Genomic DNA, 22,428 nt, shown 5'->3' on the forward strand with positions numbered 1-22,428 from the left:
CTGATATTCAGCAAAAATGAAACTTTTTGCAGATCGTTTCTTGTAGTTGCTTTCACTTTCAATGTAGGAATAAAATAAATCCTTTCCCTCGGTAAATCCACCAGTTTAATTAATGAAGATTTAGAAATTTTGGGCATAGAAAGTAGCTGAAACTTTTGATAAAAAACTCAGTAAACATCCAATACGGTTTGGGGAAAGGGGAAAGGGGAAAGCGAGAGAAAAAACCTCTAACCCAAACCCAGTAACCTTTTCCTAAAGGGAATTCTGAGTTAAAAAGACTTATCCGAACCGTGTTGAGTACACATCTATATCCTGACGTTGCATATTTGCGGAATGATTTAGCAACGTCCAAAAATTTCCTCAGTTTCCTCTGCTTGCCTCAATTCATAGCACTGTTCTGCAATGCCCTATTGCTAGATTTCCTGTTTCCTCCCTAGACAAGTAAGTTCTCCGAATCAAATCGGATTCCTATATGATCCGGTAAGTATCGTCTAAATGAAGAGAGATTTATGACGCAAACAATTTCAATTAACGACTCCGGGCGCTTGCAACTCACGCCGCTAGAAATCCCGTCCCGTCTGCTGTTGGGGCCAGGGCCATCTAATGCCCATCCCACAGTTCTCCAAGCGATGAATACTTCACCCGTTGGGCATCTTGACCCAACTTTTCTTGCACTCATGGATGAAATTCAGTCGTTGCTACGGTACGTATGGCAAACAGAAAACTCACTTACTATTGCAGTCAGCGGTACGGGAACAGCTGCAATGGAAGCAACCATTGCCAATGCTGTAGAACCCGGTGATGTAGTTTTAATAGGTGTAGCTGGTTACTTTGGTAATCGCCTTGTGGATATGGCTGGGCGTTATGGCGCTGATGTGCGAACCATTACCAAACCTTGGGGACAAGTCTTCAACTTGGAGGAAATTCAAACTGCCTTAAAAACTCATCGTCCAACTATTTTAGCTCTAGTTCATGCCGAAACTTCCACAGGCGCACGTCAACCCTTGGAAGGGGTCGCTGATTTGTGTCGTGAATTTGGCACTTTGTTATTAGTGGATACGGTGACAAGTTTGGGCGGCGTCCCCTTGTTTTTGGATACTTGGGGAGTTGACTTAGCCTATAGTTGTAGCCAAAAAGGGTTAGGTTGCCCGCCTGGTGCTTCTCCTTTTACAATGAGTGCGCGTGCAGTTGAAAAATTGCAACAGCGACAAACGAAAGTTGCAAACTGGTATTTAGATATGTTGTTGCTGGGCAAGTATTGGGGCGCTGAACGCACCTATCACCACACAGCACCTATTAATTTATACTATGCATTGCGGGAAGCACTACGTTTGCTTGCAGAAGAGGGATTAGCAAATTCCTGGCAGCGGCATCAAAAGAACGTAGAATATCTCTGGGAAGGTTTAGAGAATTTAGGACTGAGTATGCACGTTGAACAAGAGTATAGATTGCCAACGCTTACCACTGTCCGTATTCCAGCCGGGGTAGATGGTAAAGCGATCGCACGGCAGTTACTCAATGAACATAATATTGAAATTGGCGGTGGTCTTGGCGAACTGGCGGGTCTTGTTTGGCGCGTGGGATTGATGGGCTTTAATAGTCGAAAGGAAAGCGTTGACCAACTTTTAGCCGCACTGCGGCAGGTTTTGCCTAAGTAGTTTTGATATATGGTGCGTTAACAGTAGCTTAACGCACCTGAGAAAAAGAGTATCGGGCTAACTTCACTGCGAGAAAAAACCAACAACTAGCAGAGGCAAGAGTATTAAAACAGATACAATCAAAACCAGAGTTGCCGGTTCAACTTTAATGTGGTTATTTTGTGGATCGCGCATTTGCTACTATCTCGAACAATAAATATATTAACCAAGCCTAAAGGATGTTTACTTTTTTTTCCAACCCCAATCAGGTTTAGAAGTGTAAACTTTTTAGCCCATCAGCTTATTTCTTCCAAGGTAATTTAGTACCCATTTCAGTTAAAGCTGAGAAGATAAGATAGAGAATGAGTAACCCAGCAGCCGCAAAGAAAGCGAGTAAATCGTTATCCATAAATGCCCCACGCTAAAACTTAGCTAATCATAGCGGAATCGTCTAATTTTTAGCATTTTTCTGAGTCTGCAATCTTTGATCTTCTGGGTGCAAACTGTACCAGCCATACCAGTGACGAACTGCTAGCCAAACCGCTGAAAGCAAACCCGCCAAACTAAGGGTTAGTCCGCTAAACGGTATTAATAATCCAAAAATAGGTAGCACAGCTCCAGCAATAGTAGCAACGATCGCAGCCAGGGAAGCACTGCGGCTAGCTCCCAATCCCCATGTTAAAATTAGTAAAATGATGGAAATTAAAGTCCAAGCCAATTGAGCATTGATAACACGAGCTAGATAGGTCAAAGTCAACAGACAAGCAAAGAAAATACTAGCAGCGATCGCAATATTTCTAAAATTCATTGGCAGTGACAAATATAACAACAATATCCACCACAAAAATATTGCAGGTGCTAGTAATAAAAGCCGGGGAATGATGCCAGTATGACGAATGGGGTCAGTGTTAGTAAACACTCCAAATGGATTTTTGACTGAAACATTATCGTCAAATTTCCAAGTAAACTGAGTACTACGTCCAGTAACTTTAATTTCATTCGGTACAACACCACTAGCAAAATCAGCCGGAGCAAAGTTGGCAATTGCTGTGAGGCGAAAATTAGAAAGCAACTGTCCGGCGGCGCTGTAAACCCAGCGAGGCCCGCCTTGAGCCTGATAGGTGACTCGAAAGATGGTTTCTTCTCCTGGTTGCAGCTGGAAGGGAAAGCCATAGTCTCCCGGATTAGTTTGTTGTAGCCTAGTGCCGTTACGCTCTACTTTGTAGCCAGCAAGAAGTGTGTAGCCGTTAGGTGGCGATGCTTCAAAAAAGAAATTATTAATATCCTTGAGTTGGTTAACTACTTTATAATCAGCAGTGTATTCCACGCGATAAATTGAACTGCGACCTGGAACATCTACGCTTTGGTCTAGCTTGACTTGAATTTGCGAACCAGCCAGCGTTAAGAAGCGGTTAATCTCTCGCGTATCATTGATTTTGACTATCTTGCCATTGGCTTGTGTGGTATAAGAGTATGGCTCCTGGATAGTGTAGCGAACTTGCGGGGCAGATTGTTCGAGCTTTTCACCTGCGACACTTTCAGCTACTTGAGCTACCTTTGTTTGTTCCCAGTAGTGATAGCGATTGCTCAAAGTCGAACACAGAAAAAATCCCGGAACTAACAAGACTAATACTAGAGTTAAATGCTGTAATCCCCGTAACAGTTGGGAATAACGAACAGCCCATTCGCCAATGAATATAAACTGTTCCGGCTGACTGCGACGCAGAGAAAAACTGATGAGTGCGATCGCAACTCCTAAAGCTACGACCAAAAATACTAATAACAATGAAGCTTTGAGCGCCTGGGTTCCAAATTGAACCAGTTCAACTGGATGCGTCAAATCGGGTAATCCGGGAATACCTTGAGCAGAAGATGACATTGGTTGATTTTTGCAGAATTTGAAGAACCAGACCAATAAAATCTCTTAAAAGTTTCTGGACAATAGTTTTATTTGATACCCAGACAATTGAGAGAAGCGCTGCGTTGGTGTAGCCCGCCGTAGGCATCGCTCTGTTCCTGACTTGCTCGACTGTAACTTGATATAAACACCAAAAACCCGGTTTTAATAACCGGGTTCTTGAGGGAAACAATGGGGATATATTCCCCGAAGGTTAGTTATAGAGGTTCAGTATAATATCGATGCTCTGATATTTACTACCACGTCATTGTTACCCATTCCGGAAAATTAGCTAAGAATTTTTGACTAGTCTTCTTTAGACTTGTCGCTTCATAAGGTAGAGTAACGATTAGCAACTGGAATCAGACAGAAAAATGCTAGATATCAATCGGGTTTTGAAAGAAGACCGTCTGCTGAGGGCATTGACTGGACTAAACCGTAAGGCATTCGATCGATTGTCGCAAGGCTTTGAAATTGTACTCAACCAAGAAGTCGATGCCTGCGGTGGTCACTGAGCGCCTACTCGATTTATTTTCGTCGTCAGACTGTAAATAACTGTAACCCACAGCGTACACCCGATCTAAGCCCCAGCGATCGCCGTTTCTACGTCTAAAGATACAAGTTTTTTTAATTTTGAGATATTAATCAAAGATTAATGAGATATTAAGTTGAAAAACTAGTTCAGATAGAAACTTATCATGACCGAGCAAGAGCTTCAATCCCTTTTTAATAACTTAGATACCGATGGAGATGGCAAAGTATCCATTAACGATCTTTTTTTAAGTCCTGGCTTAAGTGCAATCATTTCATCAGAAACAAATACTACTAGTCCGCAGGAATTGCTAGTAAATTATGATTCAGATAAAGACGGCAGTATTACCTATGAAGAGTTAAAAGAAGCAGTTGAGAAAGCAAATAATTTAAACTAGCAACCCAATCCCTAACACCCAATACCCAATAACCAAAAATCCCTCTCTAGCCGACGCTTTGAGGGATTTGCAATTTTCATGGTCATTGGTAATTCACTAGCCTAAAAGAGATGACCTTAGAGGTGAAAGGCTGGCTTTTTGCAATTGTGGGAGGGGAGAGGAGCGATTGCATCTACAGAATTTTGAAAACTCAAAAATTTCCCATCCACTCGCGCCAATACTTTGGCAATAGTAGCGAATTGCATTAGCTCCAGGACTGCTGCCCCGTGCAGGAATTTCCTCTAGTTGCTTGTTTGAGCTTAACTTGACACCATTTGAGCCTCAACGATGCGGTAGGTGAAGTGCTTTCGGTCTTTTACATATACAACTTGTTTAAATTTAGGTTAACCAAAGGTTATGCAATGAATCCAACTATCTTATAATACCTCTAAACTACAGTAAATCTCTCGGCTTACCGAATTTAATAGAGGAGGGAAATTTTGAGAAACAAGCGGCAGCATACTTGGAAGTTAAACTATATCAGGAAACAAGTTCACACTCGTACTGTTAAAGCTTGGCAAGCTATAAGAAACTGGGGGTTTATATCCCTATTTTTGGCGGGAGTAAGCTTAAGTATAGTGATGAGTGCTTGCTCTGGAGCTAATGTTGATAACACTGGTAATAGAATCGCTACTTCAGAGCGTGATGTCAACCTAACGTTTGTTTCTTACTCAGTGACCAAGGCTGCATACGAGCAAATTATTCCACAATTTGTAGAAAAATGGAAAAAAGAGCATAACCAAAATCTGAAGTTTACTGAAAGTTATGATGGGTCTGGTTCTCAAACCCTAAATGTAATTGATGGTTTAGAGGCTGATGTGATACACCTGTCACTAGCCCTTGATGTTGACAAACTGGTTCAGACAGGTTTTATTCAACCGGGTTGGGAAAAAGAAGCACCAAATAATGCAATTGTCACCCAATCTGTAGGTGCGATCGCTACTCGTGAGGGGAATCCCAAAAATATTAAAACATGGACAGATTTGACAAGATCGGGAGTGAGCGTACTGACAGCTAACCCGAAAACATCTGGTGGTGCGCGATGGAACTTCTTAAGTTTATGGGGTTACATGACAAAAACTGGTCAGAATGAGAAGCAAGCATTAGATTTTACTTCCAAAGTTTATAAAAATGTACCTGTGCTGCCCAAGACTGCTCGTAATGCCAGCGAATTGTTCTTTAAACAAGGTCAAGGAGATGCTTTACTAAACTATGAAAATGAAATGATTTTATCAAAACAAAAAGGCGAAAAGTTCTCTTATGTTGTCCCTAATGTGAATATATCTATTGATAATCCAATTGCTGTGGTAGATAAGAACGTCGAGCAACACGGGACTCGGAAAGTTGCAGAAGCATTTGTTCAATATCTCTATACCCCAGAGGTACAACGGGAATTTTCCAAAATAGGATTTCGTCCTGTAAATAATACGATTGCAAAAGAATTGGGTAGCAATTTTCCTAAAGTTAAAACTCTGTTCAAAGCAGAAGATTTAGGAGGATGGAACAAGATTCAACAGAAATTTTTTAATGAAGGTGCTATTTTCGATCAAATTCAAGCTCAGAAATCTTCAAAATAAATAGCTTGAGATTCTCAAAATTTTTAAAACCTACATGATTAGGAATGTAGACCATAAGCAATATTAGAGAAAAGCTTATGGTCTACAATTTTAGATAAATATCCAAACAAAAATTACTATTTAAAGAGCTTGAGTTTAACTAAATTGACTATCATGAAAAGAAAGAGTTAAGTAAAATGCAGTCTCTTATCTGCTAATAAAAAAAGCTATATCATGTGCGCCTAATTAGTTATAATTCGCGCATCTGTGCAAAAACCAGAAAACCCTCTTTCCCCCTGCTCCCTGCTCCCAGCAAGAACTGCCCTCTAAATGATAAGTCTTTAACCGGACATGATATTATGGCTGATTTTTAGTGAGAAATCAGTTTTTCAACAACTTTGTTATTATCTCCAACTGCTTGAGCAACTGTAAAAGATTTATTGCTAGAAGGTTGTTTAGGAAATTTGCTATTAATTTGAATATGCAAGCCTGGTAATAGAGCCACTTTAGCTTCTTTATTCTCTATCGGACTATATACTAAAGTTTCTTTCATCTCATTAATAATTTGTTGCTGGTCTTTGATAATTTGAGTTAGTTCGTTAAGCCTTTGAGAGTGTAATTCATCCAATTTATGATGTAGTAGTTCAATATTTTGACTGGCTTTTAGATTCACTTGGTGGTCGATTTCGGCACTTCTGCGGTCAGTGTCAGACTGGCGATTTTGACTCATCAATACAATTGGCGCTGTGTAGGCAGAAGCAAATGAAAACACTAAGTTGAGCATAATGAACGGTGAATTATCCCAGTGGGGAACTCCTGGTGTCAAGTTCATTCCCACCCATCCCGCCAAAATGGTACTTTGGCAAATCAGGAATTTCCAAGAGCCTACATGGTTTGCTAATTTATCAGCAAGCTGTTGTCCGGGCGTTAATTGCTCTATCGATGCGTCTGGAGCTTTCTGTGCAACTTGAGTGTTTTGAAGTGCTTGTACATCAACGCTATTTGACAATATTTTTTTGCTTATACTCATGCTACACCTGTTTAGTTAATTCAGTATGTGTTTGGCTTGATACTTTAAAATTAAGGTTTACTGTCGATAGAAGCAAATATTCTTTTTTTTCAAAACGATAAATAGAAGTAATTGCTCGTGAGAATACCAGCGATGTATACGATGGTCACTGACTTGTACTGAGTTTCGACTGCGCGGTAATCGAGCGATTTGTACTGAGTTTCGACTGCGCGGTAATCGAGCGAAGTCGAGATTCAACTACCGCGTAGTCGAAGTAAGTCGAGATTCAACTACCGCGCAGCCGAAGTAGCTTTGCCGTACCCCTCCTCTTAGGGACTTCCAATTAAAAAAATATTCCGTCGCTTAGAAGGCACTTCTTGCAGAGGGAGAGAAAGTCGTATTGATAGGAATGAAATGGGATAATTTATTTACTGGAAGTCCCTTAAGCAAGCTAGCAAGAGCCTCTCGTAAAGAAGGGTATCAGTGTCTCAATTCCGAATCTAGCTGCAAAAATACAGGAAATTGTTAAATAGCATTGCATACTACGGTAAATCTATCGGAATAATGTATAATATTTTCAGTTCTACTGCCAGCACAGGAATGTTGCGATCGCATATTGGCAAAATTCCAAAAGAAACAGGCGAGTGTGAACACCACCCTACAGATCAAACTCTGGAGAATCTACATGGGCTACAAACATATAGAAGTTAAACAAGTTGCTGGTTTCATCGGTGCCGAAATCGGTAGCGTAGACCTTTCCCGTCCTCTTTCTGACGAGCAAGTTCAAGAAATCCGTAAAGCATTATTGAAATGGAAAGTTGTGTTCTTTCGTGGGTCAGAACATAGATCATGCTGCCCAGGTTGAGTTTACATCTCGTTTCGGTGAAGTAACTTTCGCACATCCACTCGGAGAGCCTGAACCAGTACCAGGATTCCCCACAGATCAAACCCGTAGATCGTAAGCTCTATGAGAAGCAGTACGGTTTTCGCACTGGTGGTCCTTGGCACACAGACGTAACGGGCAGCTATTAATCCACCAGCAGGGGTCAATTTTACGCGCGGTTAATGTCCCCAGCTTCGGTGGTGACACTCAGTGGAGTAATCTAGTTGCGGCTTATGAGGGGACTGTCAGCACCCCTTAGGGCACTAGCAGACACATTGAAAGCTGAACATCGCTTTAATGGGGGGCGGGTATCAGCCCCGCAACGGCAAATTCGACGAGCGCATTGCTGTCAATCCACTAGTCTCAATCCACCCAGTAGTCAGGGTTCATCCTGAGACTGGCGAACGTGCGTTGTTCGTGAACCCTGGCTTCACCTCGCACATTATTGACGTGTCACCACAAGAGAGCAAACTGTTACTTGAGTTGTTCTTCAACCAAATCACCAAGCCTGCCTACACCACCCGTTTCCGTTGGAACAATGGTGATATCGCGTTCTGGGATAACCGCGCCACTGTGCATTTAGCTCCTCAAGATTTAGATCATTTGGATGTGGAGCGTCTGTTATATCGCACCACTATTACTGGTGATGTTCCAGTTGGAGTTGATGGTTTCCGCTCCCAAGTGGTTCAAGGTGAGGTGTTCAACGCAGAAGTACCAACTGTCTTCAAGCAGAAAGCTGAGTCTAAGGAACCACAACCAGTGCTTTCGTAAACCTGAGTCCTGTTAGCTTTTTTCAAAGCAGTGCTGAGTAAATTTAAAAGTACTCTGAACCGAATGGCACGCTTGTTAAGATACAGCCTTGCTCTGACTGATTAAGAGCTTATACCAAGCGTGAAAAATGATTGCGACAGATGGAAAACTGAAACATTTATCCAATGGATGTTTCACAATCCAAAATCGTTCGACTGAGCGACTTGCCTTGAGTTTCGACACTTCGACTGCGCTCAGTGCATCGCTGCGCGGTAATCGAGCGACTTGTACTGAGCGTAGTCGAAGTAAGTCGAGATTCAACTACGGCGAAGTCGAAAGGAGCCGAAGTCTAAAATCTAAAATCCAAAATGGTATTAGAGGCTCTTAACCGATTCTGGGAGGCTCTGCCTCCGATCTTCTTGACAAGAGGCAGAGCCTTTTTTAAATACATTCAGCGATGTGAATATTCTCGATTATGACCATATAAAAGGAGCAAAACTAATTGCACGGTTGCAAGAGCATATTAAGCAACCCCAGTTTGCCTATCGGCACCAGTGGAGCAAGGGCGACCTGCTTTATTGGGATAATCAGGCAACGTCTCACTACCGTCCTGAATTTGATGCCAATGCAACCCGTGTTCTGAAACGGGTCAGCCTTCGGGGTAGCCGTCCGTTCTAAAGTTCAGCTAGCTCACATTTGTAGATGATTTCAGATACAAAGACAAAGCATTTTCTCCCTTTTCTCTTAGAGAAAAAAGGGAGAAAACCTAGTACAACAGTGCCTAAATTTTTACCTAAAGCTATCAACATCAAAGTTAGGTGAGTAATTATGAGAAAAGTGCAAATTGGCAAATATTCGATATCTAGACGTGATTTACTCTACACCTTCTATGGATTAGTTTCTTTTACGACTTTAGCCAGTTGTGGTACAACCAAGACCAGTATCGGCAATAGCATTGCCAGTAACACTAGTATTAAGAGCAGTAGCAGTACTAAAGTTGTTCGGCTTGGCTACCAAGTTTCTGGGGATCTAACACATGAAAAAGGCGTAATTGAAAAACGTTTAGCTCCTCAAGGAATAGGTGTTACTTGGTCTCAATTTGTGTCCGGGCCACCATTATTGGAAGCCTTAAATGTGGGTAGTATTGATATGGGGCCAACCGGTGAAACACCACCTATTTTTGCTCAGGCAGCTGGTACTAATTTGATTTATCTAGTTAATACGCCGCCTGGGACTGGAGAAGGTTCAGCAATTGTTGTGCTAAAGGATTCTCCAATCAAAACATTGGCAGATCTTAAAGGTAAAAAAGTTGCTTATTCTAGAGGAACGGCTCAGACCTTTTTTGTAGTGAAAGCGTTTGAAGAGATAGGGCTAAAAATCAGTGATTTTGAATCAGTGAATCTAGCCATTGCAGATGGAAGAGCAGCGTTTTTGAACAAGACGGTTGATGCTTTTGTAGAAGGCGATCCTAGTCTGATCAAGCTGCAACAAGAAGGCACTATTCGAGTCTTACGAAACGCCCAAGGAATTAAAACACCAGGGAGTTATTACTTGGCTTCACGAGATTTTGCCACTAATAACGCTGACCTGTTGAAAGCAATTTTGTCAGAGTACTATGAGATTGGGCAGTGGGCAAATAAAAATAGGCGTGCAGCTGCCGAAATCCTTGCCCCAAAGGTTAAGACTGACGTGGATACTATGGAGTTAACGCTGGCAAGAAGAAAGTATGATATGAGACCGATCACCGAGGAAGTGATTAATGCTCAACAAAAGATTGCAGATCTCCTATATCAACTGAAAGTCGTGCCGAAACTAGTCGATATTCGAGGAGCAACTCTAAGCGCCCAACAGTATGCAGCAATTACACCGGATGCCGTTAGGAATAAGGCTTAATCTTTGAATCAGCAAGCTTGCTACAAAACCAGACGCGATGCCTACGGCGGTAAACTACGCATTATCCTATAATTATTAGCGAAACTAAATATTAGATATTCTAAGATTTAGGATAACATCGTAATAATTGCGCTAATGAAAATTTGGAATAAACAACTAGGCGATCGCGTAAGTAATATCATTTACCAATATTTACCCGCCTTTCGCTGGCGTAATTTTCGCCTGTTTTTTGGAGGACAGTTACTATCAATGTCTGGGACATTTATGACCCAGCAGTTAACTATTCCTTGGCTGGTATACGATTTGACTCAATCGGCTTGGTTGTTGGGAGTTGCAGGCTTTGTACAATTTTTACCGACGTTATTAGTGATTCCCTTTTCTGGCGTATTGTCCGATCGCTGGAGCCGTCGTGACTTATTAATGGTGGTGCAGATATTGGGAATTAGCGTTTCTCTAGCTTTGACAATTCTTACCTTTAGGAATTGGATTACGTTTCCCATCCTATTGGTATTGAGTGTTCTCAATGGTTTGCTCAAGGGATTAGATATGCCCGTGCGCCATACAATCGTCACCGAAACCGTAGACGATCGCGCCGATTGGAGTAATGCGATCGCTTTGAATTCAGTGATGTTAAGTTCCTCGCTGGTATTGGGGCCAGCTATGGGCGGGATTTTGATTGCGACGCTAGGGGTGAAATATTGTTTTCTCTACGATACCCTCAGCTATATTCCTGCTATCTTTACCCTGCTAGCAATGCGGCTGAAAGTCCGACCTACGCAGATCCTAACGAGCCTTAGCGATACTTTACAGAAATTGCGGGAGGGCTTTGAATATGTCTCCAAGTTCCAGCCGATTAGAGCAATTTTATTAATACTGGCGTTACAAGGTTTAGTCGGGATGTCTCATGTCGCGCTCATGCCCATCTTCGCAGCTAAGATTTTAAATGGGGATGCAACTACAATGGCTCACCTCAGCACCTCAGCGCCCATTGGCTCGTTGTTTGCTTGTTTATATCTGAGTGTTAGGCGAGGGATTGCAGGCTTAGAGCGTTTGATTGTAGCCGCTCAAGTCTTGATTGGGATAAGTTTGATTTCCTTCTCACTATCGCGTCAAGTTGGATTATCCATAATCATACTGGTGTTTACAGGCTGCTTTTCTATCCTTCTGATTACCAGTAGTAATATGATTATCCAAACCCTAGTTGCCGAGGATAAGCGGGGACGGGTGATGAGTTTTTATGCCCTAGCAATGGTGGGTATGATGCCCTTTGGGAATCTGTTAGCTGGAACTTTGGCACAGAATTTTGGTGCGACTAATGCCTTGATCGTCTGTGGCAGTCTAAATATCTTAGGTGCGCTATGGTTCTGTGCACAATTGCCAGCAGTGAGCCGTTGGATTGATTCTTAAATTTTATAATCATTAACTCCGGTAACTCGATTGGTATATAGTATTTAAGTCCTAGCTGTTGTAAAGTAATGCTCATAGCTTTGCAATCCTTTAGGCAGATCGAGTGTACGAGAAAAGTGCAAAGCCTTTGGTAACAACATTCTAGTAATTCATTAAAAATTAGCTTGAGGACGCACCGATGAAGTTAATTGCACCTCCCAGCTGCCTGTAGAAATGTCACAACGTTATTAAGTATCCCAACAAAAGTAGAGCAGACAGTATGATCAAATATGTAAATCTTGGCAAAACTGGACTCAAAGTATCGCGTGTCACCCTCGGCACGATGACTTATGGCTCCCGTAAATTGCGCCAATGGGTATTAGAAGAAGAAGAAAGTCGCCCATTTATAAAACTGGCTTTGGAATTGGGGATTAACTTCTTTGATACCGCCGATGTGTATTCCTTGGGCGCCAGTGAAGAAATTGTCGGGCGAGCGCTCAAAGACTTTGCAAACAGAGATCAGGTTGTTATTGCTACCAAAGTACATGGTAAAGTCGGCGATGGCCCAAACGATCGAGGACTATCTCGCAAACATATTTTTGATAGCATTGATGCTTCTTTGCGGCGACTACAGACTGATTATGTAGACTTATACCAAATTCACCGTTGGGACTATGAGACACCAATCAAAGAAACCCTAGAAGCACTTCACGATCTTGTGAAAGCAGGTAAAGTCCGTTACCTGGGGATTTCTAGTGTTTACGCATGGCAGTTTGCTAAAGCCCTTTATACAGCAGACATTCACGGCTGGACTCGCTTTGTATCAATTCAAAATCACTACAACTTAGTCTATCGAGAAGAAGAACGAGAAGTCATACCTCTAGCCCAAGATCAAGGGATTGGTATTATTCCTTGGAGTCCCTTGGCGCGGGGCTTTTTGTCAGGGAATCGCAGTAAGTCAGACTATGGGCAAACACTACGTGCAAAAACTGACGAATTCGCTCACAAACTCTATTATCAAGATTCAGATTTTCAAATAGTTGAGCGCGTAGTTGAATTAGCTACAAAACGAGAAGTTAAACCCACACAAATTGCCCTAGCTTGGCTATTACATCAACCAGGTGTAACATCTCCCATAATAGGCGCTAGCAAGATCGAACATCTCAAAGAGGCTGTCGAGGCGGTGGATTTAGAACTCTCCGATCGAGAGCGCGAATTCCTAGAAGAACCTTACACACCCCATCCCATTTTAGGGCATGAGTACCCTTCTGGAAATCGCCCATAGAGCAACTAAGTACTCGATCGACCCTTGGATTGCGATGTGCTGCGTCGTTTTTCCGTCTTGTTCAGTCAGGGTAAGCATATTCAGGTGTTGATTTGGTGACGATCGCGGTCAAAGTACCCCACCATCGCGAACTTGTTACTGCTGCGCTTGTATTGACATAGGTTTTCAGTTTACAGGCTGAAGATGATGCAAAGACCAATTAAAGCGAGTAAAACGGCGATCGCCACAAGGGGTAATAGTGGTCTGGGATACTATTACGCTCAAGCGATCGCATTTATTTCTGTAAATGGATCTATGGCATGAGATGAGGTTGTCCCCACAGTAGCAGTAATATAAAAAGGAATTAACCCAGATTTAATATCTGTAACAATTTGCTGTTGTAGTAATTATGGACACATTCTATAATCAGCATCAATCTCAATTCAATGGAAATTTTCTCGCTTAATTCTCGCTAAAATAGCAGCTTTATCAATTGAAGGGATTAAGGTGTGTTTTTTCACTCTAATTCTAAGTCGGAAACTTTTATGAAAATCTACTATGTAACTTTAAATAATACAGATGAAGCGCGTCAAATTGGTCGGGCATTACTAGAATGTAAGTTAGCAGTTTGTGTCAATTGGTTCCCGATTACTTGTGCTTATAGTTGGCAAGGAGACATTACTGAAGAACCAGAAGTTATTTTAATTATCAAAACTCAAGATGGTTATGCTTTAGAAATCGAAAAACTTATTCATGAGCATATTACTTATACTAATTTTATCGCCGAAATTTCTCCGACAGCAATTAATCAGGGTTTTGTCAATTGGTTGAATGCAGAAGTTTCACCACGCTCACAATAGAAATTACCTAATACCATTTCTTCCCCTGCTTCCGTTGGCTTACCTCAGTTTTGCTACCTCGACTTTGCTCGGCACAAGTCGGCACGAGTCGCTCACGGCAAGCCTTCTCCTCTACTTACACAGCGATAGGATATTTTTTTAGTTGGAAGTCCCTTATGCCTCAACAAGCTTATTCTAACTATTTTACTGGAGGTCAAAAATGGCAATTCTCAAACTAGAAAATGGAACTCTCTACACCGATTTAATTCACATTGCTCAGGAATTAGCCCCTCTGAATATTCAAATTAATCGTCAGACGGGAGGAGATAACCCTCAACTTCAACATTTGTTGGCACAGGATAGTCTCAACGAAGATGAAAAAGAACAAGTACTCAAAGCAATAGATAGTTACTTTGAGCAACTACAACAGACAGCCGGTTATAAATCTCGTGATTTGATTGTCCTTCATCAAGGGATTCCTAACCTTGATGAGTCAATGGCAAAGTTTGACCAAATTCATACCCATGCAGATGATGAAGTCCGCTACATCATTGATGGAGAAGCGATTTTTGGCTTTGTACGTTCTGATGGTAGTCAAGTAGAACTGACAGTACAACCAGAAGAATATATCAACATTCCAGCCGGAACCGAACATTGGTTTTATCTTACCCCAGCAAAGCGAGTGAAAGCAGTACGCTATTTCATCACCACAGAAGGTTGGATACCCCAATATACAGGCAAAGAAATTCGCACCCGCCAACCCCTGCTGAGTTGAAAAGGCAGAAGGCAGAAAGTAATCCCCATAAATAAATTTAGGGACTTTAAACCCATTCCGCAGAGGACAAAAATATATTTTCTGCCTTCTATCTTTCTTCGCTCAATTCTAAATTATCAAACATTACAAATTACAAATTAGTATGAAGCGGATTGTTTTTTGTGACTTTGATGGCACTATTACAGTTGACGAAACTTTTGTCGCGGTTCTAAAAAAGTTTGCACCAGTAATTTCTGCAAAACTACTGCCTGAAATGTATGCCAAAAGGCTGACACTGCGAGAGGGAGTCAAGGAAATTCTGCAATCAATTCCATCTGCAAGTTATCCAGAAATTCTGGAATTTACTAAACCTCAATTAATACGTCCTGGGTTTATAGAATTGTTGGATTTTTTGGAGTTTCAGGGAGTTTCATTAATAGTAATTTCTGGGGGACTACGGGGAATGGTAGAGGTCGTTTTGGATGGGATAGTGCATAGAATAGAGAGAATTTATGCTGTAGATGTCGATATTAGCAGTACTTATTTAAAAGTAAATTCTGAATACGAAGGAGATACAGAACTGATCGCTAAAGTGCAAGTTATGGATCGGTACCCAGCCGATGAAAAGATCGCGATTGGTGACTCCATCACCGACTTAAATATGGGATTGCAAGCTTCTGTTGTCTTTGCACGCTCTCCTTTAGCACAATATTTAGATGAACACCAAAAACCTTATATTCCTTGGAATGATTTTTTCCAAATCCGCGATTATTTAGCAAAATCATGGAGTTAAACCGAACAATAGCAGATCCTCGTTTGCAACTAATTGCCACTGCTCGGTCTTTTTACCAACAAGGTTGGATGGTAGGAACTGCATTCGAGATCATGGTTTGACAGTTTGGGCTTGTTCTCTTGAAGCTGCTTGTAATTATATTGAGTTATTAGACTACATCTTTCGCTACATGGTTGCTGCCATTCGTTTAGGCATAAATATCTGAAATTCTACTTGATGGCAAAGTTAGAGGGGTCTTGATCTCGTCGATGCTTAGTGGGAATGGGGGCTGGCTGCCCATCACCCGCAAGGGCTGCGGTTTTTTCTAGGGATTCTCTCAATCGCTTGGCTGCGTAGATAGACATGTCTCGTGGTACATTAATGCGATCGCGCAAATATCGGAGAGCGACATCAGATCCCGATGGAGGTATACAGTCTTCCCCTGTCATCATGTGTGTTAAAGCACAACGTAGCGCTAGATCGAACAATTTATCATCTAAGGGGTTGACTCGGATAATATTGATGCGGTGGTCAATAGTTCGTTTAAGAGCTTCCATCCGGGAGTTCTCCGGCTCTGGATAAGTAACATCTGGTAGTCCAAACCAGGGGCCGTTATCCACCCGCGCTTTATTGAGAAGCATCTGGGTTTCGCCGTTTTCCCAACAGCCTCCCATCTGGGGCGGCAAATCATGTGCGTGGGTGTGAAAGTCGCTCTGAGTACCGCAGTAAGTCGGTCGGCTTTCCATTGCCGCAAACCATGCACTCAAACGAGGGTTTTCCTCCCGCAGTGAGTAGCCCTTGTAGTAATAAAGGCTCGCATTCATTCGTTCGAGATATGGCGTAAAAATGACATCGACGATGCCGAAGCTATCTAAAAAGTAAGGGCTTGGGGTGCTACCCAGAGCCTCCTCTACCCTAGCCACCACTCCGATAAATTGTTCTCGGTTGCGTTGTTCTTGTTGAGAGGAATCGGTTCTAGAGCATAGCCAAACGCACCAGGCTCTAAATAAAAGTCGTTCTAATTGACGTAGAGGAAGCACCGTGCGGTCTTCCATCCCTTGGTTCAATGGAGCAAATATCTTTTCCAAAGCGATCAAAATGTCATCGCTTTCCTTAATAACCCGTCCATCTAGCTCGATCGCGGGGAGCATTCCTGATGGTACCTTACGTTTGTACCAACTTTCTTTCTCCCCATAGCAGAACATTGTCACTTTTTCGATGCGGTAGGGGATCTGTTTTTCCTCTAGCCATAACCAAACTTTTTGACAGTAAGGACACCAAGCATGGTTATCGCGGTACAGCGTTACCCGCACATCAGATTCCGGCTGACCAAACAAGCGCAACCTAGCTCTAGCGTTGGTGGGACCATTAACGGTATCTATTTGATAGTCCGTGAGGGTTTCTAGTTCTTCCCAGCTTAAGGGTGCGGTAGTCATAGGGGGAGTTGCGTAGAGCAATACTTAGGACAATTCTATACTCTACAATATTTTCAATTACACCAAGGCTGAATTTAACCGATAGGTTCGCCCATCAATTCTTTCCACTCTTCTTTAAGAAAAAGTTGAAGTGACGATACCGCCTTCAAAGGTTTTGGCAATTTGGCATAACTTGTCTTTGAATTGCCCTTTAAATAAGATATCAACAGAACAGACGCAAATCGCCAGTTGTTGACCCTACGCTGTAGAAGAACTCAGCAGTTAACCCACAGCGCTTGGTCATCGCTTCACTACAACTGGCTAGTAATGTACTAGAAAATACATAGTGAATGTGCAATGGCAATGCCTATGGCCATAAATTACGCTCTTTTCCTACTTAAATTTGGCTGAATTTTTGAGAGTAAAGTTCATCAGACACTTTTTTTAGTTCTGGTTCAACTACTGTCAAATGTTGCTCTAAAATTGCCAAATTCCGAATGTTGGACTTATAGAAAGCATCAAACAAATCACCCACTAAAGGCACAGTACCAACGACTGTTTCCAAACCTACATTAAAAATCATTTTGATTAAGTCTTGACGCGGGATGCCAAACTGAGTAGCTAAAAATATAATGTAAGCTGAAAACGCTGTACTGATTAAATCACCAGCACCTGGAACTAGACCAATGATTGGGTCTATGCCAATGCGAAAACCTGTCAAAGGGATACGTATTGATGTATCCATCAGACGGCTGAGTTTGCGGATGCGATTTAGAGTAGCAAGGCGTTTAGCAGCGTCCATAATTGACCATATTTACACTACTTTTAAATTGCACCATTTTTAGTTCTTTGTCTTGTACCGTTAGAAATAACAAGTATGAATAAAAATCCTGAATACTGCCCAAAAAAGCATTATGACTAATTAGCCAGACATGATATAACACGTTTTCTTTATGAGTTTGCATACTCTCTAACATCTCTGCCGCCTAGTCATCTTTACCCCCCGTACCAATGCATAGATATATTGCAAATCCAGGAAGGCGATCGCGTGTTCGTGTATTTGTGGTTGCAGGTAAGCAGCAAGTTCCTGCCAGCGCAAACCGACACTTACTGCTTTGATAGCCGTTTGCAATTGAATCGAGTACAGACCTTCTTAGAGGCACAGCAATGCCGTGTTTTTACCCGCTGACTTTACTCCAAACATATTTTTGGCAGACTTCGCAGGCGGCTTTTGCTTCCTCGGTTTGCGGATTGGTGAAGATGGGATGATAACGCAACCTGTCGCAACAGACTTGCAACCATGCACGCCAACCACCCCGCCACAATCGCACTGTGCCGTCTTTACCGCCACTGGCAATCGTCTGCCCATCGGCACTGATGGCCACAGAATTGACAAAATTTTCATGACCACGCAATGGTTCAGCTAAGGGAAGACCTTGGCGGTTCCACAACCGAACTGTGCCGTCACCACTGCCACTGACAATCGTCTGCCCATCACCACTAATAGCGACAGAAGAGACAAAATTTTCATGACCACGCAATGGTTCAGCTAAGGGAAGACCTTGGCGGTTCCACAACCGCACTGTGCCGTCATCACCGCCACTGACAATCGTCTGCCCATCGTCGCTGATGGCGACAGCAGAGACATCACCCTCATGACCACGCAATGGTTCAGTTAAGGGAAAACCTTGGAGGTTCCACAACCGCACCGTGCCGTTACCACCACCACTGACAATCGTCTGCCCATTGCAGCTGATGGCGACAGAATTGACATAATCCTCATGACCACGCAATGGTTCAGCTAAGGGAAGGGGAAGACCTTGAAAATTCCACAACCGCACCGTGCCGTCACGACCGCCACTGACAATCGTCTGCCCATCGCCACTAATAGCGACAGAATTGACATAATCCTCATAACCACGCAATGGTTCAGCTAAGGGAAGGGGAAGACCTTGAAAATTCCACAACCGCATTGTGCCGTTACCATCACCACTGACAATCGTCTGCCCATCGCCACTAATAGCGACAGAATTGACAAAATTTTCATGACCACGCAATGGTTCAGCTAAGGGAAGACCTTGGCGGTTCCACAACCGTACTGTGCCGTCATCGCTACCACTGACAATCGTCTGCCCATCGGCGCTGATGGCGATAGAAATGACTTCACCCTCATGACCACGGAATGGTTCAGCTAAGGAAAGACCTTGGAGATTCCATAACTTTACTGTGCGGTCATCACTGCCACTGACAATCGTCTGTCCATCAGCGCTAATAGCGACACAATTGACATAACCCTCATGACCATGCAATGGTTCAGCTAAGGCAAGACCTTGGCGGTTCCACAACTGCACTGTGTCGTCACGACCGCCACTGACAATCGTCTGCCCATCAGCGCTAATGGCGACAGAATTAACAACACCCTCATGACCACGGAATGGTTCAGCTAAGGCAAGACCTTGGCGATTCCATAACCTTACTGTGCGGTCATCACTGCCACTGACAATCGTCTGTCCATCGGCGCTAATAGCGACACAATTGACATAACCCTCATGACCATGCAATGGTTCAGCTAAGGCAAGACCTTGGCGGTTCCACAACTGCACTGTGTCGTCACGACCGCCACTGACAATCGTCTGCCCATTGGCGCTAATAGCGACACAATTGACATAACCCTCATGACCATGCAATGGTTCAGCTAAGGCAAGACCTTGGCGATTCCATAACCTTACTGTGCCGTCAGTACCGCCACTGACAATCGTCTGCCCATCAGCGCTAATGGCGACAGAATAGACATAATCCTTATGACCACAGAATGGTTCAGCTAAGGGAAGACCTTGGCGGTTCCACAACCGAACTGTGCGGTCAGTACCGCCACTGACAATCGTCTGTCCATCAGCGCTAATGGCGACAGAATAGACATAATCCTTATGACCACGCAATGGTTCAGCTAAGAGAAGACCTTGGCTGTTCCACAACTGCACTGTGCCGTCACGACCACTACTGACAATCGTCTGCCCATCGGCGCTGATGGCGACAGACCAGACAACATTCTCATGACCACGGAAAGGAATGGAGACTCTTACTTTATTCATCACCTGAATCAAACTTTTCTGAACTGGTGCAAGAATCTGCTGGGGTAATTTCTCTTGATTCTCACCAATTGTTTGAATTGCCAAAACTAAACTGTCTAAGGGTTGGAAAGGCAATAAATTCTCTATCCTGGCGGCTTTTTCTCGCAATCGTGATTCAGTAAGTGCCTTTTCTAATGTAGCAATTTGGTGTTGTTCATAAGCATCACTGCATTGATAAAAATTTTTGGCTTGAGGTGATGATAAAAATTTTAGCTGTTCCCAATTTTCCCGCACCTCTGCCAGCAATCCCCCCTGCATTAAGTATTTTTCATTCTCCCCTTTGTTCACCCACTCGCGTAAAGCATCTGCTAACCGATCGCTCAACCGCCGCAAATCTCGGTCTTGTTGTCGCCACTCTTGAAACCTCTGCCAACCCTCAATTAAGGCTTCATGGGCTAAATCAATCCAAGCTTTTGCTTGTTCATCTTTCCCAGCTACTAGCAAACGTCCTTTCACTAATCCTTCATCTAGCAATTCACTTAATGCTTCCTGCTGTTCTTGGTCATTACCAGCAATGGCTAACAGTTCAGCTTTTGGTTGGCGCTGTCGGGTATCCTTTTCTCCCTCTCCCGTTCGCACTAATCGCAGGAAAATTTGTTGAATCCAGTCCTTCTCCTGTTCATTTCGTTCTTGAGTCGGGGAATCCTGCTGATAATCTTCGTAAAGATAAACATTTTCTGCATGAAAATTTAGCGCCCCTGTCAATCCTTGGAAGTTTTCATACTGTTCTAAGGTGAGTTTATGCTTTTGTTGGTCGCGTTTTTCCCAGAGTCTAGTTAAAGCAAACTCCATCAACGGCAAGTATCCCGGTTCTTTACCAACATCTTCTAAAATTTTCAGTAATAGTCCTTCTTCAACACTATGACCTTGAAGTTTAGCAGGTTCGGTTATTGTCTCTTTTAAATCAACTCCAGTTATACGCGGCATCAAAACAAGCTGATTTTCAATCAATTTATTTAAAGAGGGATAATCTGAACATGGTTCGAGAAAATCCGATCGTATGGTAATCACAACTGACAACCGCGAATCGATCATCTCTACTACCTGAGTCAGCAATTCAATAAATCTCTGCTTTTCTTCAGCAACCGAGACAGTAAATAATTCCTCAAACTGGTCTACTAGCAATAAAAATTTTTTTGCACCTGTGAGATGCTCCAGAATTACAGGTAAAGGATTCGCTTCATTAGTAATCAACTCCCAAAGCAATTTTTCTTTTCTCGCCCCTGGAAAAAATGCTTTCAGAACTGCTCTCAATTCCTGCAACGGCTGAAATCCTGGCTTGATTGGCGGTAAAATTTGCCAGACTCTACGATCTAATTCTGGAATTAAACCCGCTTGAACTACAGAAGATTTACCGCTCCCGGAAGCGCCAATAATTGGAACAAAGGGATTTTGTGCCAGTTTCCCCAGAATCTTCCTTACAACCTGCTTGCGCCCAAAGAAAAACTGTTTTTGTTCCGCTTCAAAAGCTTTTAAACCTTGGTAAGGACATTCATCTTTTACCTCAAAGGTTTGAGCTTGGGTTTGAATGTTGTGGTTAATTAGAGTAATGGAACGCCCCCAACCCATACGGATTGGTTCTTGTCCACTACCTTTGAGTTGTGTGGCAAGTATATCGAAGAGGCGATCGCCTGTCACCTGTCCGCGATCGTTAGTGTTGTCTGGTGACAAACCAGCTAGCAAAGCTGTTGTAAAAATACTGTGTTGTTCGCTTTTTTTGGCATAAGCTTGTTGAAAACCTCTACAAGCAGCAATAAAGTAGTAATCGCGCTGTGAAATAAAGGCAGTCAGAGTTTTCTCGATGAGATTGCGTTCTAAAAATTCACCGCTATGACAGCAATCTAACAGCACTACTAGACTACTCAAGTCGGAGTCTCTAATTAAATTGTTGAGACTTAAAAGACTAATCCCGCCTGTTTGCTCAATAATCTGATTGCCTTGAGTGACAATTGTCAAGTCAGAGGTTGCTAGATATGCTTGTAGTGTTCCTAAGCTGTCAGATACAGTGATGCCATGCCCTGTAAAGTAAATTAGCGCTTCGTTTTTAACTGCTTGTTGTTGCAAAAGTGTTTTTAAAGCTTCAGCCAACTTAGTTGTACTAACTTTCCCTTTGAGAACAACGATATCCTCAAAATCACCATGCGCTTTTAGTACCTGCGCGACTGCTTCGGCATCCGTAACTGGTTTTGTGAGATTAGAAAGCTGATTTGTATAATCTGTAATGCCAACTACAAGCGCGTAACGAGCCATCTATACGTATTTAAGTTGTCTGTT

General features: G+C 42.7%; 22 protein-coding genes and 1 pseudogene. 16 read left to right on the forward strand and 7 right to left on the reverse strand.

The window, feature by feature from the left end; all coding sequences use genetic code 11:
* Positions 1–509: 509 nt before the first annotated feature.
* Positions 510–1,658 (forward strand): alanine--glyoxylate aminotransferase family protein, encoded by a 1,149-nt coding sequence (locus NSTCB13_RS00525; RefSeq protein ID WP_448271012.1) that lies wholly within the window; start codon positions 510–512, stop codon positions 1,656–1,658.
* A gap of 430 nt (positions 1,659–2,088) precedes the next feature.
* On the opposite strand, the gene NSTCB13_RS00530 is transcribed toward NSTCB13_RS00525, so the two are convergent.
* Entirely contained in the window at positions 2,089–3,516 is a 1,428-nt protein-coding gene (locus tag NSTCB13_RS00530; protein WP_448271014.1) for a hypothetical protein, read from the reverse strand.
* Between the two features lie 392 nt (positions 3,517–3,908).
* Here NSTCB13_RS00530 and NSTCB13_RS00535 point away from each other — a divergent pair, with 392 nt between their 5' ends.
* From NSTCB13_RS00535 to NSTCB13_RS00545, 3 genes are all read left to right on the forward strand, one after another.
* Positions 3,909–4,049 carry a hypothetical protein gene (locus NSTCB13_RS00535; RefSeq protein ID WP_448271015.1) on the forward strand — a complete coding sequence of 47 codons (141 nt, stop codon included), beginning with the start codon at positions 3,909–3,911 and terminating at the stop codon, positions 4,047–4,049.
* A gap of 180 nt (positions 4,050–4,229) precedes the next feature.
* Positions 4,230–4,463 (forward strand): EF-hand domain-containing protein, encoded by a 234-nt coding sequence (locus NSTCB13_RS00540; RefSeq protein WP_445632033.1) that lies wholly within the window; start codon positions 4,230–4,232, stop codon positions 4,461–4,463.
* A 518-nt stretch (positions 4,464–4,981) separates the two neighbouring features.
* Positions 4,982–6,079, forward strand: a complete 1,098-nt coding sequence (locus NSTCB13_RS00545; RefSeq protein WP_445632032.1) for a sulfate ABC transporter substrate-binding protein — start codon at positions 4,982–4,984, stop codon at positions 6,077–6,079.
* Between the two features lie 349 nt (positions 6,080–6,428).
* Here NSTCB13_RS00545 and NSTCB13_RS00550 read toward each other — a convergent pair whose 3' ends face one another.
* A complete protein-coding gene (locus NSTCB13_RS00550; protein WP_448271017.1) occupies positions 6,429–7,088 on the reverse strand; it encodes a DUF1003 domain-containing protein in 660 nt (219 codons plus the stop codon).
* A gap of 543 nt (positions 7,089–7,631) precedes the next feature.
* On the opposite strand from NSTCB13_RS00550, the gene NSTCB13_RS00555 reads away from it, so the two are divergent.
* The 8 genes from NSTCB13_RS00555 (at position 7,632) to NSTCB13_RS00590 (ending at position 13,264) form a co-directional block, all read left to right on the forward strand.
* Positions 7,632–7,778 (forward strand): hypothetical protein, encoded by a 147-nt coding sequence (locus tag NSTCB13_RS00555; RefSeq protein ID WP_448271019.1) that lies wholly within the window; start codon positions 7,632–7,634, stop codon positions 7,776–7,778.
* A 290-nt stretch (positions 7,779–8,068) separates the two neighbouring features.
* On the forward strand, positions 8,069–8,209 hold the full coding sequence (locus NSTCB13_RS00560) for a hypothetical protein (RefSeq protein WP_448271021.1): 141 nt from the start codon (positions 8,069–8,071) through the stop codon (positions 8,207–8,209).
* Between the two features lie 38 nt (positions 8,210–8,247).
* On the forward strand, positions 8,248–8,721 hold the full coding sequence (locus tag NSTCB13_RS00565) for a TauD/TfdA dioxygenase family protein (RefSeq protein ID WP_448271023.1): 474 nt from the start codon (positions 8,248–8,250) through the stop codon (positions 8,719–8,721).
* Between the two features lie 127 nt (positions 8,722–8,848).
* Positions 8,849–9,088, forward strand: a complete 240-nt coding sequence (locus NSTCB13_RS00570) for a hypothetical protein (protein ID WP_448271025.1) — start codon at positions 8,849–8,851, stop codon at positions 9,086–9,088.
* Positions 9,089–9,159: 71 nt separating this feature from the next.
* The gene (locus NSTCB13_RS00575) at positions 9,160–9,378 is read left to right on the forward strand and encodes a TauD/TfdA dioxygenase family protein (protein WP_448271027.1); all 219 of its coding nucleotides are present in this window, start codon (positions 9,160–9,162) and stop codon (positions 9,376–9,378) included.
* A gap of 150 nt (positions 9,379–9,528) precedes the next feature.
* Positions 9,529–10,593: an aliphatic sulfonate ABC transporter substrate-binding protein gene (locus tag NSTCB13_RS00580; protein ID WP_448271029.1), complete on the forward strand. Its 1,065-nt coding sequence runs from the start codon at positions 9,529–9,531 to the stop codon at positions 10,591–10,593.
* Between the two features lie 135 nt (positions 10,594–10,728).
* Complete coding sequence (locus NSTCB13_RS00585; protein WP_448271031.1) at positions 10,729–12,000, forward strand: MFS transporter; 1,272 nt, start codon at positions 10,729–10,731, stop codon at positions 11,998–12,000.
* A 259-nt stretch (positions 12,001–12,259) separates the two neighbouring features.
* Positions 12,260–13,264: an aldo/keto reductase gene (locus NSTCB13_RS00590; RefSeq protein ID WP_448271032.1), complete on the forward strand. Its 1,005-nt coding sequence runs from the start codon at positions 12,260–12,262 to the stop codon at positions 13,262–13,264.
* 260 nt (positions 13,265–13,524) lie between these two features.
* On the opposite strand, the gene NSTCB13_RS00595 is transcribed toward NSTCB13_RS00590, so the two are convergent.
* A complete protein-coding gene (locus tag NSTCB13_RS00595; protein WP_448270321.1) occupies positions 13,525–13,635 on the reverse strand; it encodes a hypothetical protein in 111 nt (36 codons plus the stop codon).
* A 153-nt stretch (positions 13,636–13,788) separates the two neighbouring features.
* Here NSTCB13_RS00595 and cutA point away from each other — a divergent pair, with 153 nt between their 5' ends.
* The 4 genes and pseudogenes from cutA to NSTCB13_RS00615 form a co-directional block, all read left to right on the forward strand.
* Complete coding sequence (cutA, locus tag NSTCB13_RS00600; RefSeq protein ID WP_445630056.1) at positions 13,789–14,103, forward strand: divalent-cation tolerance protein CutA; 315 nt, start codon at positions 13,789–13,791, stop codon at positions 14,101–14,103.
* Between the two features lie 199 nt (positions 14,104–14,302).
* A complete protein-coding gene (locus tag NSTCB13_RS00605) occupies positions 14,303–14,857 on the forward strand; it encodes a 1,2-dihydroxy-3-keto-5-methylthiopentene dioxygenase (RefSeq protein WP_445630055.1) in 555 nt (184 codons plus the stop codon).
* A 142-nt stretch (positions 14,858–14,999) separates the two neighbouring features.
* Positions 15,000–15,629, forward strand: coding sequence for an HAD-IB family phosphatase (locus NSTCB13_RS00610; RefSeq protein WP_448271034.1), 630 nt, complete (start codon positions 15,000–15,002; stop codon positions 15,627–15,629).
* Positions 15,630–15,711: 82 nt separating this feature from the next.
* Positions 15,712–15,834 (forward strand): annotated as a pseudogene (locus NSTCB13_RS00615) (methylthioribulose 1-phosphate dehydratase); the annotation flags it as partial.
* Between the two features lie 4 nt (positions 15,835–15,838).
* On the opposite strand, the gene NSTCB13_RS00620 reads toward NSTCB13_RS00615, so the two are convergent.
* From NSTCB13_RS00620 to NSTCB13_RS00635, 4 genes are all read right to left on the reverse strand, one after another.
* Positions 15,839–17,044, reverse strand: a complete 1,206-nt coding sequence (locus tag NSTCB13_RS00620) for a glutathione S-transferase family protein (protein ID WP_448271036.1) — start codon at positions 17,042–17,044, stop codon at positions 15,839–15,841.
* A gap of 376 nt (positions 17,045–17,420) precedes the next feature.
* Positions 17,421–17,825, reverse strand: a complete 405-nt coding sequence (locus NSTCB13_RS00625; RefSeq protein WP_448271038.1) for a DUF4112 domain-containing protein — start codon at positions 17,823–17,825, stop codon at positions 17,421–17,423.
* Between the two features lie 168 nt (positions 17,826–17,993).
* Entirely contained in the window at positions 17,994–18,155 is a 162-nt protein-coding gene (locus NSTCB13_RS00630) for a hypothetical protein (protein ID WP_448271040.1), read from the reverse strand.
* A gap of 46 nt (positions 18,156–18,201) precedes the next feature.
* On the reverse strand, positions 18,202–22,404 hold the full coding sequence (locus NSTCB13_RS00635) for an nSTAND1 domain-containing NTPase (RefSeq protein ID WP_448271041.1): 4,203 nt from the start codon (positions 22,402–22,404) through the stop codon (positions 18,202–18,204).
* Positions 22,405–22,428 lie beyond the last annotated feature (24 nt).

It is taken from the genome of Nostoc sp. DSM 114160 (assembly GCF_053470305.1).